Origin of the sequence: Pseudovibrio exalbescens, assembly GCF_028737195.1 — a bacterium.
In the GTDB taxonomy this organism is placed as follows: domain Bacteria; phylum Pseudomonadota; class Alphaproteobacteria; order Rhizobiales; family Stappiaceae; genus Pseudovibrio; species Pseudovibrio zosterae.
Genome location: NZ_JAQZAJ010000006.1, coordinates 30,539 through 45,117, shown reverse-complemented (window position 1 = coordinate 45,117; position 14,579 = coordinate 30,539). Strand labels below are relative to the sequence as shown.

12 protein-coding genes are annotated in these 14,579 nt (G+C 56.5%); 2 read left to right on the top strand and 10 right to left on the bottom strand.

All coding sequences use genetic code 11. The features are described 5' to 3' along the window. Nucleotides 1-6: 6 nt before the first annotated feature. The 4 genes from PUV47_RS16175 to PUV47_RS16160 all read right to left on the bottom strand — a co-directional run bounded on the left by PUV47_RS16175 (nucleotide 7) and on the right by PUV47_RS16160 (nucleotide 4,842). Entirely contained in the window at nucleotides 7-1,806 is a 1,800-nt protein-coding gene (locus PUV47_RS16175) for an IlvD/Edd family dehydratase (protein ID WP_274219628.1), read from the bottom strand. A gap of 46 nt (nucleotides 1,807-1,852) precedes the next feature. Beyond that, entirely contained in the window at nucleotides 1,853-3,175 is a 1,323-nt protein-coding gene (locus tag PUV47_RS16170) for a TRAP transporter large permease (RefSeq protein ID WP_413697816.1), read from the bottom strand. Continuing rightward, entirely contained in the window at nucleotides 3,175-3,738 is a 564-nt protein-coding gene (locus PUV47_RS16165; protein ID WP_274219627.1) for a TRAP transporter small permease subunit, read from the bottom strand. Before PUV47_RS16165 ends, PUV47_RS16170 begins: the two co-directional genes overlap by 1 nt. Nucleotides 3,739-3,816: 78 nt before the next feature. Further along, a complete protein-coding gene (locus PUV47_RS16160) occupies nucleotides 3,817-4,842 on the bottom strand; it encodes a TRAP transporter substrate-binding protein (protein WP_274219626.1) in 1,026 nt (341 codons plus the stop codon). A gap of 171 nt (nucleotides 4,843-5,013) precedes the next feature. Here PUV47_RS16160 and PUV47_RS16155 point away from each other — a divergent pair, with 171 nt between their 5' ends. Then, nucleotides 5,014-6,048, top strand: a complete 1,035-nt coding sequence (locus PUV47_RS16155) for a LacI family DNA-binding transcriptional regulator (protein ID WP_274219625.1) — start codon at nucleotides 5,014-5,016, stop codon at nucleotides 6,046-6,048. 106 nt (nucleotides 6,049-6,154) lie between these two features. Here the strand turns inward: PUV47_RS16155 and PUV47_RS16150 are convergent, their stop codons facing one another. From PUV47_RS16150 to PUV47_RS16135, 4 genes are read right to left on the bottom strand one after another with little or no spacing between them, the layout of a single operon-like run. After that, the gene (locus PUV47_RS16150; RefSeq protein ID WP_274219624.1) at nucleotides 6,155-6,643 is read right to left on the bottom strand and encodes a DUF2306 domain-containing protein; all 489 of its coding nucleotides are present in this window, start codon (nucleotides 6,641-6,643) and stop codon (nucleotides 6,155-6,157) included. Nucleotides 6,644-6,688: 45 nt separating this feature from the next. Next, complete coding sequence (locus tag PUV47_RS16145; RefSeq protein ID WP_274219623.1) at nucleotides 6,689-7,870, bottom strand: osmoprotectant NAGGN system M42 family peptidase; 1,182 nt, start codon at nucleotides 7,868-7,870, stop codon at nucleotides 6,689-6,691. Then, nucleotides 7,867-9,645 carry an N-acetylglutaminylglutamine synthetase gene (gene ngg / locus PUV47_RS16140; protein ID WP_274219622.1) on the bottom strand — a complete coding sequence of 593 codons (1,779 nt, stop codon included), beginning with the start codon at nucleotides 9,643-9,645 and terminating at the stop codon, nucleotides 7,867-7,869. The genes PUV47_RS16145 and ngg overlap by 4 nt, the downstream gene beginning before the upstream one ends. 3 nt (nucleotides 9,646-9,648) lie before the next feature. After that, on the bottom strand, nucleotides 9,649-11,424 hold the full coding sequence (locus PUV47_RS16135; protein WP_274219621.1) for an N-acetylglutaminylglutamine amidotransferase: 1,776 nt from the start codon (nucleotides 11,422-11,424) through the stop codon (nucleotides 9,649-9,651). Between the two features lie 85 nt (nucleotides 11,425-11,509). Here PUV47_RS16135 and PUV47_RS16130 point away from each other — a divergent pair, with 85 nt between their 5' ends. Next, nucleotides 11,510-11,986, top strand: coding sequence for a MarR family winged helix-turn-helix transcriptional regulator (locus PUV47_RS16130; RefSeq protein WP_274219620.1), 477 nt, complete (start codon nucleotides 11,510-11,512; stop codon nucleotides 11,984-11,986). Between the two features lie 42 nt (nucleotides 11,987-12,028). Here the strand turns inward: PUV47_RS16130 and PUV47_RS16125 are convergent, their stop codons facing one another. Next, the gene (locus tag PUV47_RS16125) at nucleotides 12,029-13,861 is read right to left on the bottom strand and encodes a PHA/PHB synthase family protein (RefSeq protein ID WP_274219619.1); all 1,833 of its coding nucleotides are present in this window, start codon (nucleotides 13,859-13,861) and stop codon (nucleotides 12,029-12,031) included. A 226-nt stretch (nucleotides 13,862-14,087) separates the two neighbouring features. Next, nucleotides 14,088-14,396, bottom strand: coding sequence for an ArsR/SmtB family transcription factor (locus tag PUV47_RS16120; RefSeq protein WP_274219618.1), 309 nt, complete (start codon nucleotides 14,394-14,396; stop codon nucleotides 14,088-14,090). Between the last annotated feature and the right edge of the window lie 183 nt (nucleotides 14,397-14,579).

The window sequence follows — 14,579 nt, the reverse complement described above, 5'->3', positions numbered from 1 at the left end:
GCCGGGTCAGTGACTGTGGCGCGGCATGATGGCGTTGCCAATATCACGATACTTGTCGGCATCCTCCAGGATCATGCCTTCGCTGAATGGACGCACGTGCTGACGGAAGATCTGCTGCCACGGGGTCTGACTGTCCGGGCAAGCGAAACCTCCTTGCTCTTCCAGCGCCTTGTGCCGCGCTGAAATCTCTTCAGCGCTGAGCTGCAACGTCACCTTTCGCAGCTTCAGATCAACGCGCAGCCGGTCCCCATCCATCAAGATCGCGAGATTGCCGCCATCCGCCGCTTCCGGGGATGCATTCAAAATGGACGCCGAACCGGATGTGCCGGATTGTCGGCCATCGCCAATACAAGGAAGTGTGTGTACCCCCTGCTTGATCAGGTAGGACGGTGGCCGCATGTTCACCACTTCCGCGCCGCCCGGATAGCCCTTTGGCCCCGCCCCGCGCATCACCAGAATGCTGTCCGGCGTAATGCCAAGTGCTGGATCGTCAATGCGTTTGTGGAAGTCCTCCGGGCCTTCGAACACAAACACCGGGCCTTCAAAAGCCAAGGGGTCGGCGGCATTGGACAGGTACCGATCGCGGAACTCGTCGTTGATGACGGAAGTTTTCATGATCGCCGTATCAAACAGGTTTCCAGTCATGTTCAGGAAGCCTGCGTGAGCCGTCATTGGCTGATCCAGCGGCTTGATCACCTCTGTATTCTCAATTTCACAGTCGCTGTAGAGGCTCTCGAACGTCTCGCCGGTGGCCGTTACAACAGACGGGTGCGGGATCTTGTTGTTGCGCAAGAGCTCGCCAATCACCGCAGGCAAACCGCCTGCCAGATGGAAATCCTCACTCAGGTACTCACCTGCTGGCTGCACATTGGCAATCAGCGGCACCTCATAGCCAAATTTCTCCCAGTCTGCGTTGGTCAGCTCGATGCCAAGCTGACGCGCGATGGCATTCAGGTGGATCGGTGCGTTTGTCGAGCCGCCAATGGCGGAGTTCACCGCAATGGCGTTTTCAAAGGCCTGGCGGGTCATGATCTCGGAGGGCTTCATGTCTTCGCGCACCATCTCCACAATGCGCTTGCCGGTATAGTACGCCATCTGCGCACGTTCACGGTATGGCGCGGGAATGGACGCAGACCCCGGCAACTGCATGCCAAGCGCCTCGGCAAGGCTGTTCATGGTGGAGGCGGTCCCCATTGTGTTGCAGTAGCCAACGGAAGGTGCAGAAGACGCAGCCATCTGCAAGAACTGCTCGCCATCAATTTCACCTGCGGCATGCATTTGGCGCGCCTTCCAGATCACCGATCCGGAACCGGCACGCTCCCCTTTGTGCCAGCCATTGAGCATGGGGCCCACAGAGAATGCCAGCGCTGGAATGTTGACAGTGGACGCCGCCATCAGCAGCGCTGGCGTGGTCTTGTCACAGCCGATTGTCAGCACAACACCGTCAATCGGATAGCCAAACAGAGACTCCACCAGACCCAGATAGGCAAGGTTCCGGTCCAGCATGGCGGTCGGCCGCTTGCCGGTTTCCTGAATTGGATGAACCGGGAACTCCAGAACAATGCCGCCTGCATCGCGAATGCCTTCGCGCACCCGTTTGGCCAGTTCAAGGTGATGTCGATTGCACGGTGACAGGTCTGACCCAGTTTGCGCGATCCCGATGATCGGCTTGCCAGAGCGCAGTTCTTCCAGTGTGTAGCCGTAGTTAAGGTAGCGCTCGATGTAGAGCGCAGTCATTTCCGGGTCACTGAGGTCGTTGAACCACGCCTCTGAGCGCAGAGGCTTCTTGGGCGTTCTTGTTGTCATTGTCTACTCCTTTCCGGCGGAGGGAACTGGCCTGCTGAAAGCAGGCTCAGCGACCCGTGATGCCGGGGAACATGATGAGCACAGCGAGAGCAAGGATTTGCAGGCAGATGAACGGCAGCAGAGACCGGAAGATTTCACCAAGGGAAATGTCATCCGGTGCCACGGACTTCAGATAAAACGCCGCCGGTCCGAATGGTGGGGACAGGAAGCTCACCTGCATGTTCATGGCAAACACAACACCGAACCAGATCGGATCATAGCCAAGGCTTTTCACGATCGGCACGAAGATCGGCATGCAAAGCAGCGCAATCCCGACCCAGTCGAGGAACATGCCAAGCACAAACAAGATCGCCATCATGAACAGGATCACGATGATCGGCTCCTCGGAGATGCCAGTGATCAGACCGGAAACGAAGTTGATGCCACCCATCAGGTTGAACACGCCAACCAGAGCTGATGCACCAATGCCGATCCACACGATCATGCCAACGGTCCGCAAGGTTTGCTTGGCTGCGCCGATTACCAACTCTCTGGAGAACTCACCACGAATGATGGTGGAGAGCGTAACGCCGATAACACCAATTGCAGAGGCTTCCGTCACCGAGGCGATCCCGCCGTAGATTGAGCCAAGCACAAAGATCACCACCAGAACCGGAAGGAACAAACCTTTGAGCAGGCGCATCTTTTCGCGTGCGCTGATCTCTTCTGGCTCCGCAATCGGGGCCAGCTCCGGGTTCATGTAGGCGCGGATCAAAATGTATGCGGCATAAAAGCTGGCCAACATGAGACCCGGCACGAAAGCCGAAGTGAACAGATCCCCAATGGAAACGTTTGCCGTCAGGCCGTAGATGATCAACACGATGGAAGGCGGCACCATGGTACCAAGAGCTCCACCGGCACAGCACACGCCAATCGCAAGCCGGCGGTCATAGCCCAGGCGCAGCATCTGCGGCAGAGCGAGCAAGCCGAGCAAGATCACTTCGCCGCCAATAATGCCGGACATGGCCGCCAGAATTACCGCCACCAGAAGGGTCTGGATCGCCACACCGCCACGGATACGGCCAGCAAGCACCTTCATGGCGTCGAACAGGTCGCGGGCAATGCCCGAGCGGTCGAGAATGGCTGCCATCAGCACGAACATTGGCACCGAGACGAACACAAACGAGTTCACAAAGCTGAAGATACGGCTTGTGATCAAGGGCAGCGCCATGGGGCCGAACCAGCCCAAAGCAAAAATCAAGGCAACCAGAAGCGTCACGAACGCCAAAGGCATGCCGGTGAGAAGCAGTGCCAACAGCGCGGCGAACATCGCCAGCGTCGCACCCTCGATGCCGAGGGACTGCAGGTCAAAGAGGAAGGACATATCCATCAGTCAGCTACCTTGCGCCGCGCGTAGTTGAACGCCAGCACCAAAAACTGAATCGCCAGAACGATAAGAATGAAGAAGAGAAACACCTTCAGATAACCCGGAAACGGCGGGTTCCAGGCACTTCCGCTGGTCTCGAAGTGCAGGTCGCCAGTTGGCGTCCACACGGCACGCTTGACACTCTGCCATGCCGCCCAGGCAAAAAAGCCGGAGGCAATCATGCAAACACCTGAGATCACCACGTCGAAGGTCCGGCGCAGCCATGGGCTCAGATTGTCGTAGAACAGCACGACACGGATGTGCTTGTTCAGCGATGCAGCATAAAGGCCGCCGAAAATGAAGGCGGAGGCGTTGAGGAATACAACCGTCTCATGCGCCCAAACGGTTGGCGCGTTGAAGACATAGCGCATGATCACTTCCCAAAACAGGATCAGCGCGGAAATCACGATGCCGATGGCAAAAACCAGACCGACCTTGACAATCCCGGCACCCAAGATGCCGGCTTCTGGGATGGCGCGATCGGGATCGTGATGCAGTAATTCTTTTTTTTCGGAAGGCTCGGACATATCAACCACCCCTTGTTCATGCCCTCAAAGTGTCCTTCCGACGGGGCGCCGGAAGGACGAACGATCACAAGGTGGCGATCAGTTTGCCAGCATGCCGTTCTTTTCAAGGTAAGAAATCAGAGTGTCGTAGACCTTCTGAGAGTTTGCGGAGGCTTTCGCAGCTTCCTCCCACTGGGTGCGGGCGATAGAACGGAACTTTGCGCGCTCTTCAGCAGACCAATCGTGAACGGTCACCTTGCCAGCAGCTTTTGCTTCTTCGACAGCCGCCAGATCGCGCTCGTTGATTGTGTCGGACTGATAGGAAGAGAACTCGACAACACTTTCTGTCAGCGCGTTTTGCAGTTCCTCAGGCAGCGCGTCCCACTTTGCCTTGTTCACGCTGACTTCAACCAGCGGCATGGAGTGGAAACCTGGATAAACAGGGTGGTAGGCGATGTCGTGCAGCCCCTGCGCCTGGTTCGTTGAAAAGGCGCTGTAGTCAGCAGCGTCAATGACGCCTTTGTCCAGAGCCGTGAACACTTCAGAACCCGGCAGGTTTACCGGAGCAGCGCCTGCTGCCGCAAATACCTTCTGCACCATGCCTTCCGGCGCGCGAAGCTTGAGGCCCTTCAGGTCGTCAACGCCATCAAGCGGCACCTTGGAGACGAACGCTTCAAGACCCGGTGTCGTTGCACCAATGAAATGCAGGCCATACGGCTGAAGCATTTCGTTCATCAGCTCCTTGCCGCCACCAGTATTGATAAAGTCAAACATTTCCTGAGGCGAAGACCAAGCTCCCACTGGGTTTGCGATCAGGCCGAACGCTGGATCTTTACCTGCGAAATACGAGGTGTCAGTAAAGTGACCATCCAGAATGCCCGCAGCAACGGCATCCTGTGTTTCGCTATGCGCCACGATTGTGCCAACCGGCAACATCTGAATTTCAACGCGGCCATCTGTCTTCTGCTTCACCATCTCAGCCCATTCCTGCTGGAGCTGATAGTTGGTGTTGCCTGCGGGGTCAGATGACTGAATGCGGAACAGATATTCCTGCGCCATAGCGCTTGAAGCCATCAAGCTGGCTGCAACGCCACCCAGTACCATTAGTTTCATCTTGGAAAACATGTCGTCTTTCCTCCCTGGTCTCCACAAGTGCCTCAGTGATCAGTCCGCCAAGAACTCTATGAATCGGCCCCTGAACAACGCGAGTATTTGCACATTAATGATTGCGCTATCATTTGTCAAAGGTGTATACTGCGTACTGATGTTTCAGAACGGTTAGGCCTTGTATTAGCTATGAAAAAAAATGCGGATCTGTCTCCCGGCAGCATAACGCTGGTGGATGTAGCGAAAGAAGCAGGTGTTAGCGCTATCACAGTGTCGCGCACGATCCGCAGCCCTGAAATTGTTTCAGAAGCTTCCAGAAAAAAGGTTGAGGCGGCCATCGCCAAGCTCGGCTATGCGCCGGATCCGGCGGCATCTGCTCTGGCGTCCAAAACGACTTCAACCATCGGCTTGCTTGTACCTTCACTCACCAACAACGTTTTTGCCGATGTGGTGCGCGGGGTTTATGACGGCATTGAAGGGACACGCTATTTCGTCCAGATCGGAAACTTCCGATACAGTGCCTTGAAAGAAGAAGATCTGCTCCGGGTCTTCCTTCGCCAAAAGCCTGCAGGTCTGATCGTCTCTGGCTTTGACCAAACCGCACAAGCTTGCGACCTGCTGCGCACTGCGCCCTGTCCGGTGGTTCAGATCATGGACTTCGGACCCGAGCCTGCGGATATGGCCATTGGCTTTGAGCATCGTGACGCAGCGCGAGCCGCAACACAACATCTTTTGGATAGCGGTTACAAGAAACCCGGCTTTCTGGGTGCCCGGATGGACCCACGCTCCCAAGCGCGCCTGGAAGGCTTCAAGGATGTGTGCCGTGCAGCAGAAATTATGGATGAGGCACGCATAGTAACTACACGACAACCCTCCAACGTGGGCATGGGACGCCAGCTGTTCGAGCTGCTGCTCTCGCGCGCGCCGGATACGGATGCCGTTTTCTGCAACAACGATGACTTGGCCATCGGCGTTCTCATGGAGGCCCAACGGCGGAATATTACCGTCCCGACGGATTTTGGCGTCTGCGGTTTTAACGACATCGAGATCGCTCGCAACATGGTCCCAGAGATGACCTCTGTATCCACACCGCGCTATGACATCGGACGCCGCGCCATCCAGATGATCCTGGACGAGATCAAATCACCGGGCTCGGTTGAGGACAGAAACTGTAATCTGGGTTTTGAGCTCATTGAGCGCAGTTCCACGCTCAGAAGATCCTGAATTCTTTCAGAGCAACGCAAAACCAACGCAAAGCGACCGGCCGAGAACCAGCACCTGAAGCGCCACCGCGCAGCAACCGTCAGCCGTGCGTTATTCATGAGAGCAGCTAAGCCATAGCCTTCTGTCGTCGTGCCGCGTAAAGGATCACGGCAAGTGTGATGACACCCACCCCAATGAAGCCCAGCCAACTACCGCCAAAGAGCATCTCGTTCATCAGCCGGCCAGGCAGGAATGCCAAAACACCCGCCCCGCCAAGCGCGTAGGCCGCAAGCTGGCGCATGGTGCTGCTATGCAGGTCGATCTGCTTGCGCCGCGCCTGAAAGAGAGCGCGAGTCAGCTGGATCAGCGTGTAGATGGACAGCAGATGGATCGGACTGAAAGGCCCAACGATTTGAAAGCCTTGCAGCCCAAAAGAACTAACGGCAAGCACGGCCATTGCCAGAACCCAGCTATAGCCCAACAGTCTGTGCAGCGTGTCTCCCTTCCGGCGCCCCAGAATAGCGGGCAGGAAGATGACGGCGGCAACAGCCGCCCCAACATGGACCTGCAAAGCCAAGTCGGCATCCAGCAATCGCCCAAAAGATGCGTCTTGCATCGGCTCCCCCTCGCCTTCGCCCCCTAGGCGACCAGCCTGAGCCGCCTAGCTTTGAGCATCCGCTGCCAGCTTGTCCGGCTCATTGACCTCGGGCACAAGTTCTTGATCCGCCTCACCAGTTGGCTGGTGGGTAAAGCCCTTGATACTGGCAAACTCGCGCGCATCGCGGGCAATTTCCACCGGACTGAGCGCATAACTCACGCACAACTCCGCCAAAGACCGGAGAGCATGCATGTGAATGCGCTCATAACCGTGACTGGCATCAACACCAAAGGTCGCCAGTGCCGTGCGTACATCCGCGCCCGCTTCTACGGCAGAGGCCGCATCAGAGCGGTAGTAGCGGAAAATATCCTTACGCACCTTGATGTTATGCTCCTTGCAGAGGTGCACCAGCTTTTGAGTGAGGTGATAATCAAACGGACCAGTCTGGTCTGCCATGGATATCGTCACCCCGAACTCGGCAGAGTTCTGCCCCGGCGCGGTGGTGCCGTTATCAATAGCCACCATGGAAGCAATTTCCGGCGTCAAGATGGACGTAGCGCCGTGACCGATTTCCTCGGCGATCGTGAAGAGCCAATAAACATCCACTGTCGGCTTTCGGTCGCACTCAACGAGCGCCTTCATGGCCGCCAACATCAAGGCAACCCCGGCCTTGTTGTCGAGATGGCGAGAGACGATGTACCCGTTCTCCAGAAACTCTGGCTGCGCATCGAAGGCAACAAAGTCACCAATCTCAATACCAAGCTTTTCCAAATCGCTGGCGGTGTTGGCATAGGCATCTACCCGCAGCTCCACATAATCCCAACCGATCGGCATGGTGTCGACGCCGTCGTTATAGGTATGTCCTGAAGCGCGAAGCGGAAGGACGGTTCCCGTGTAGGAACCGCGCTCACTAAACAGTGTCACCCGGCCGCCCTCTGCAAAACGGGCGGACCAGTGCCCGATCGGCACCAGCTCCAAGCGACCGTTTTCCTTCAAGGATTTGACTTGAGCACCGAGCGTGTCGAGATGGGAAACCATTGCACGCGCGGGCTTGCTGGCCTGTCCCTTGATACGGGCACGGATCGCCCCACGCCGGGTGAGCTGATAGGGAATCCCCAGCCGGTCGAGTTCTTTACCAACCCGATGCGCAATTTCATCTGTATAACCGGTCGGGCTTGGCAGATGCAGCAGATCCTTGAGCGTCGCCGCCAAATACTCAAGGTCGATCACTGGAAGGTTCGTCACGTATCCCTCGCTTGATGAGCCGTCTCGATTGAAGTTTTGGTCAAGGGAAACAAAAAGTCGATAAATTTTTCTGCAGTTGGCTGTGGTTCGTGGTTTGCAAGACCCGGACGCTCATTGGCTTCGATGAAGCGATACTCCGGCTCGCGCGGTGATTTCACCATCAGATCAATGCCTGTTACCGGAATACCAATAGCTTTCGCCGCCTCTATGGCCGCATTTATCAGCTCGCGGTTGGTCTCACCAGTCACGTCATGAATGGTGCCTCCAGTGTGCAGATTCGCAGTCCGCCTTACGAACAGACTTTGGCCTGCATCCGGCACACTTTCCAACGTGTATCCCGCAGCGCTCAAACAGCGTTCCGTTTCCTCGTCAATCGGGATTTGGGATTCCCCGCCCGTGGCGGCGGAGCGGCGGCGGCTTTGCGCCGTAATCAGCTCCTTGATGGAGCTGCGTCCGTCTCCGGTCACCTCCGCTGGTCTGCGCACGGCAGCAGCCACCACACGGTAATCGATTACGATAAGGCGCAGATCCTGCCCTTCGACAAACTCTTCAATGAGAACATCAGAACAGTATTGCCGTGCGGTTTCGATGGCAGCATTCACCTCATCCAAGGTCGTCAGTCCAACGGAAACGCCCTTGCCTTGCTCGCCGCTTGCCGGTTTCACCACCGCCGCACGATGCCGGGTCAAGAACTCTTCAATCGCCTCGTTGTCTTCACTGCCCAACCGTTCCGGCACATGAATGCCGACCTGCTCGACAAGTCTGCGCGTCACTGTCTTGTCATCGCAAATGGAGAGAGCGACAGCACTGGTAATCTCGCTCAAGGACTCCCGACAGCGGATTGTTCGCCCGCCATGGGTCAGGCTGAAGAAGCCTCCCTCGGCATCGATGATTTCCGTGTGAATGCCACGCCGGCTCGCTTCATTGACGATGATGGCACCGTAGGGATTAAGGCCATGCCCCTTCGTCTTGCCGATAAACAAGGACTCGTTGATCGGATTCTTGTGCTTCACGGCGAAGAACGGCACACGCGTAAAGCCCAGCTTTTCATAGAGACTGATGGCCTTGTCGTTGTCGTGCATGACAGACAGGTCCATGTGCGGGTTGCCGCGGGCCTGAAACAGTTCTGCCAAGCGACGCACCAACTCCTCCCCCACACCGGCAGGTCGTGCCTGCGGGGAGACAGAAAGACACCAGAGCGACGAACCGGGATCACCGCCCTTGGTCGCCCGATTGTGGTCCACGCCCATCGCGGTGCCGATGATTTCACCGGTGTCATCGTCTTCCGCAACCAGCACAGCCAGCACCTTGGGGTCCATGGCATCCCAGAAGAAATCCGGCGGGATGGTGACCATCCCCCGCGCCGCGTACAGCACATTCAGCGCTTCGGCATCCTCACGGGAAGACAGGCGCCGGATCGTGAACCCACGACGGCGATTGCGTCCCGCGCGATACGTGGCAAGCATCAACCGGTAGGTGTGAGACGGGTCGAGAAACAACTCCTGCGGCGCGGACGCGATCAGCACATGCGGATCGCGCACGTAAAACGCGATATCGCGCCTGTCACGTCGCTCTTGCCTGATTGTCTCCAGAAGAGGCTCTGGCTCCATAAAGGTACTGCCGAGGATCAAACTACCCCAACCGCAATCAACGCTGACATTCTCAAGCGTCTGTTCTTCGCCTTCTCGCAGTTCATGCGGCATCGCGTTGTCACGCATCCGGCGCAAACGATGATCATAGGCAGCCTTGAGACGGTGGTTCACCTGATCAGCCATGCCTTATACCTCCTGTGACTGCAGCCACATTTCGAGAAGCGCAACCTGCCACAGTTCCGAGCCACGAAGCTTGGTAATGTGGTCGCTTGGGTTAGCGAAAAGTTGATCCAAATAGCCTTGATTAAACAGACCGCGCTCACGAGCCGACTGGCTGGAAAGCGCATCGCGCACCATGTCCAGATAGCTGCCTTCCAGATACTTCAGTGCCGGAACCGGGAAGTATCCCTTCGGACGGTCGATCACTTCGCTCGGCACGACCAGACGGGCTGCTTCCTTCAAAACGCCTTTGCCTTCGTGCGCCAGCTTGTGGCGCGAAGGAATCCGGTTGGCGAGCTCCACCAGTTCGTGGTCAAGGAACGGCACCCGAGCTTCAAGGCTCCATGCCATGGTGTGGCTGTCCACGCGCTTGACCGGATCATCCACCAACATCACGTTGGTGTCGAGCCGCAATGCTTTGTCTACCGGGTCGGTCGCCCCGGACAACGCGAAATGTTGCTCCACAAACGCGCGGCTCTCATCCCGATCGGTCCAATAGTCCTTGGAAAGATGCGCGCGCATCTGATCAAACGAGCGATCGAAGAACGCGTCCATATAAGCTTCTACCGGGCTGTTGGCCCCAACCATCTTTGGATACCAGTGATACCCGCCGAAGACCTCGTCCGCACCCTGCCCGGATTGCACCACGCGAATGTGCTTGGAAACTTCACGGGACAGCAGATAGAAGCCGATGTTGTCATAGGACACCATTGGCTCTGACATGGCGGCGATAGCATCTGGCAGATGCTTCTGCATCTCACTGGATTCAATGAAGATCTTGGTATGGTTTGTGCCATAGTGCTTGGCGATCAGATCAGAGTAGACGAACTCGTCGCCGCGCTCGCCGTTCGCTGCTTCAAAGCCGATGGAGAACGTGGCCAACCCTTGCTGCCCCTGCTCTGCCAGCAACCCGACAATCATGCTTGAATCCACGCCGCCAGACAGGAGGACCCCCACCGGTACGTCTGCAATCATGCGGCGGTCCACAGAAGTGCGCAGGCCTGACAACACCATGTCGCGCCATTCTTCCATGCTACGCTCTTCATCCTCAACGCTACGCTCAAAGCTTGGAGCCCAGTAGACGCGGTCAGTGACGTTTCCGTCGCGGTCGTAGCGGCGGATGGTTGCTGCAGGCAGCTTTTTGACGCCGTTTAGAATGGTGTGGGGTGCGGGTACAACAGCATGCCAGCTCATGTAGTGGTTCAATGCGATGCGGTTGATGCTGGTGTCAATCTCACCGCCAGCCAGCAACGCCGGCAAAGTGGAGGCAAATGCAACACGGCCGTTGCTCTGTGAATAGTAGAGCGGCTTGATGCCAAAACGGTCTCGCACGAGGTGAACCTCGCCGGTCTCATGGTGGTGAACGGCAAAAGCGAACATGCCATGGAACTTCTCGGGAGCCTTGTCACCCCATTCAGCCCAGGACTTCAGGATCACTTCCGTATCGGAGGAGGAGAAGAAACGATAGCCTTTGGCGCTCAGCTCTTCGCGCAGTTCTTTGTAGTTGTAGATACAGCCGTTGAACACCAGCGTCAGGCCCAAGTCCGGGTCCTGCATGGGCTGGGTGCCGCGCTCGCTCAGATCGATGATAGTCAGGCGTCGGTGGCCAAAGGAAACCCGGCCTCTGGTGGTAACACCCATGGCGTCCGGACCGCGTGCCGCCATCTGGTGAGCCATCCTCTCGACACGCGCGGTATTCGCGACTTCGGCTCCGAATACAAACTCACCACAAATACCACACATACCTAATTCTACCTCCATACATTCAGATTGACGCGCTTTACATAGGCCTCTAATCATTAGAGGTCAAATTATCGGAACTCGAACCATGGCAATAGAACACTCAGACCGGATTTTTAAATCGATCCGGCGCATCGTGCGGGCCATTGATCTTCGCTCACGTGAAGTAGCCCGTGCCAGCGGTCTTACAATTCCGCAAATTGTTGTTTTGCAAGGGATTAATGATCTTGGAGAAGTCACTTCAAAAACCCTTGCCCAACATGCTGACCTATCGTCAGCTACCATTGTGACAATTTTGGATGCGCTGGAGAAGAAACAACTTGTGGAACGCTACCGCTCCGGCAAGGATCGGCGAATCGTTCACACGCGTCTGACGAACGACGGCACGGCGGTATTGCAGAGCGCACCCGCGCTGCTCCACGAAGATTTCAAGGATGAACTGGCCCAGTGCTCGGAGGCGGATCGGGAGGCGTTGTGTGCTGCAATTGAGCAGATCGCTGAAATGATGAACGCCCACAAACTGGATGCCTCCGCAATCTTGACAGTCGCCTCAGTGCCGAAGTGAAAGGGCTAGGGCTTAGCCCAACCCTTCCTTTCTCTCGGCGTTTTACAGCTGGTGAATGTACTCACCCGGCGCATCACAGAGCACCTTGTAGCCCTTGCGCGGTGCGCCCATTGTCGGCGGCTTGCCCTTCTCACCAGACCGCTCGGCCAGCCAAGCGTGCCATTCAGGCCACCAGGAACCCTCTTTGGTTGGGGCCTGTGCCTGCCAAGTGTCTGGATCCACGTAAGGGTCGCCAGACTTGATGGTCTGCACCTGATAGTGGCGACGTGGATGGCCCGGCTCGCTCACGATGCCCGCATTGTGCCCCCCGCTGGTGAGCAGGAAGGTCACATCTGTTGCCGGATGCGCGGTAATTTTGTAGGCGGAGCGCCATGGTGCCACGTGATCCTTCACCGTACCGACCGCAAAGATCGGTGCGCGAATGTCTGCGATATGAATTGGGCGGTCTCCAACCATATAGCGCCCACTTGCCAGATCATTGTGAAGGAACAGCTTGGTCAGATACTCCTTGTGCATGCGATACGGCATGCGCGTCAGATCCGCATTCCAAGCCATCAGGTCGTTCACGCCAGTGCGTTCGCCAATCAAGTAGTCATGCACGAGGCGAGACCATACCAGATCGTTTGACCGCAAAATCTGGAAAGCACCTGCCATCTGCATCCCGTCCAGATAGCCCTGCTCCCACATCATGTTGCTCAGGAACGCGATTTCACTGTCGCGAATGAACAGCATCAGCTCACCCGCTTCGGTAAAGTCCACTTGCGCGGCCAGCGTGGTCAGAGAGGCAAAACGGTCATCGCCATCACGGGCCATCGCCGCTGCAGCGATCGAGAGCATGGTGCCGCCAAGGCAATAGCCCACGCCGTGAATTTTCTGATCCGGCACAATGGTGGAGATGGCATCCAGCGCGTCCATGACGCCCTGCTGGCGGTAGTCGTCCATGCCAAGTTCGCGGTCTTCCGCAGTAGGATTGCGCCAGGACACCATGAACACGGTGTGTCCTTGCTCGACCAGGTACCGCACCAAAGAATTTTCTGGAGACAGATCAAGAATGTAGTACTTCATGATCCACGCAGGAACGATGAAGATCGGCTCTGGATATACAGTTTCCGTGGCCGGGCTATATTGAATGAGTTCAATCAGATGGTTGCGGAAGACCACTTTGCCTTCGGTAGCGGCCACCGCTTCACCCGGCTTGAACTGGTCCAGACTCTCCGGTCGCTTGCCCGACGCATATTGCTCAAAATCTTCAGCGAAGTTCTCTGCGCCGCGCACAAAGTTCATGCCGCCTTCCTTCAGTGCAGTCTTGAGCACTTCCGGATTGGTTGCAATGCCGTTCGAAGGAGCAAACATGTCCAGCAACTGACGGGCAACAAAAGACACCTCGCGTTCGTCTTTTGAGGAAAGGCCATCCACATTGGTGGTCGCCTCCTGCCACCATTCCTGGTTCAGAAGAAAAGCCTGATAGAGATAGTTGTAGGGCCACTTCTGCCAGTCTTCGCTGGAGAAACGACGATCGCCGTTTTGGGGCTTGGCAAAAGGCTCTGCTTTTGCCCCCATCGCTGCGTCACCCAAATGGCTCCACAGCAGCATGTTGTTTTTCAGCGCCTTTTGCGCCAGCAACATTTGCTTGCCGGGAGAAAGAGCCAAGTGTGCTGCCCACGAAAAGCCTTTGGTCGCCATGCCCGCTGGCGACAGGCCTTTGGTCATATGGGCAATGCTGGACTTGAACGCCTTGTCGATCACGTCCGCCGCACCTTCCATGTCGGCAGGTGCCTGTATTTTGGCAACAGGCTTGCCGCGCGCACCGCTGGCGGCAGCTGAGCGTCCATCCGCATGTTCAAATTGGGCTGATGATTTCGAGAAATTCCGCATCGTCCAAGTTCCTCCCGGTCTGGCGCGATGCGCCGTGACTCAACTGTAGCGGTTCAGCTTGCAGCTCTGACGCATAGGTAGTGCCTAAGGGGAAGGAATAACGAATACCGCAGGGGCATGTCAACAAAATTGCTGCATCGCAACAATCATGCCGGGCGAAAATTGTGCTGTGCACGCAAGCGAAAATGAAGGCCTGACAACATCTAAGCTAAGATGAGCAGGCTCCTTACAAATCGCGCTTCAACTGTTGAAGAAATGCCGCGATATTCTCCTCGTCGCGCTTGTAGTAGGTCCAGGCACCAATGCGCTTTGACACAACCAATTGGGCCCGTTGCAGCGTTGCCAGGTAAGAAGAGATCGTCGACTGAGACAGCCCGGAGCGCTCCTGAATCAGGCTCACGCAAACGCCCTCTACGCCCGCATCCACTTGCTGACGCGCAACATCGAAGTTCTCGAGTGGCTCTTTCAACCACTTCAAGATATCCATACGAACCGGATTGTTGATTGCCTTGAGGGCTTCGCCCAGATCTACCATTTCCGCCTGCTCAAAATGCGTAATAGCGAGGTATTACGATATCCACTTACGCAGGTAAAGCCTATCAAAACGACGATTTGGACCGTGGCCGTTGGTGAAACAAGCTGCGAAATGGGCCTACCTTTTAACGCGACACACGTTTACCACCATTGAGCCGTTCCATTTGGCATTCCTTAAGTGGCT

Excerpts from the sequence above, each read along its gene's own strand:
- PUV47_RS16165 (WP_274219627.1), bottom strand. The coding sequence starts at position 3,738 with ATGTCCGAGCCTTCCGAAAAAAAAGAATTACTGCATCACGATCCCGAT.
- PUV47_RS16125 (WP_274219619.1), bottom strand. The coding sequence starts at position 13,861 with ATGCGGAATTTCTCGAAATCATCAGCCCAATTTGAACATGCGGATGGA.
- PUV47_RS16155 (WP_274219625.1), top strand. The coding sequence starts at position 5,014 with ATGAAAAAAAATGCGGATCTGTCTCCCGGCAGCATAACGCTGGTGGAT.
- ngg (WP_274219622.1), bottom strand. The coding sequence starts at position 9,645 with ATGGCTGATCAGGTGAACCACCGTCTCAAGGCTGCCTATGATCATCGT.
- PUV47_RS16175 (WP_274219628.1), bottom strand. The coding sequence starts at position 1,806 with ATGACAACAAGAACGCCCAAGAAGCCTCTGCGCTCAGAGGCGTGGTTC.
- PUV47_RS16170 (WP_413697816.1), bottom strand. The coding sequence starts at position 3,175 with ATGGATATGTCCTTCCTCTTTGACCTGCAGTCCCTCGGCATCGAGGGT.
- PUV47_RS16160 (WP_274219626.1), bottom strand. The coding sequence starts at position 4,842 with ATGTTTTCCAAGATGAAACTAATGGTACTGGGTGGCGTTGCAGCCAGC.
- PUV47_RS16135 (WP_274219621.1), bottom strand. The coding sequence starts at position 11,424 with ATGTGTGGTATTTGTGGTGAGTTTGTATTCGGAGCCGAAGTCGCGAAT.
- PUV47_RS16120 (WP_274219618.1), bottom strand. The coding sequence starts at position 14,396 with ATGGTAGATCTGGGCGAAGCCCTCAAGGCAATCAACAATCCGGTTCGT.
- PUV47_RS16150 (WP_274219624.1), bottom strand. The coding sequence starts at position 6,643 with ATGCAAGACGCATCTTTTGGGCGATTGCTGGATGCCGACTTGGCTTTG.
- PUV47_RS16130 (WP_274219620.1), top strand. The coding sequence starts at position 11,510 with ATGGCAATAGAACACTCAGACCGGATTTTTAAATCGATCCGGCGCATC.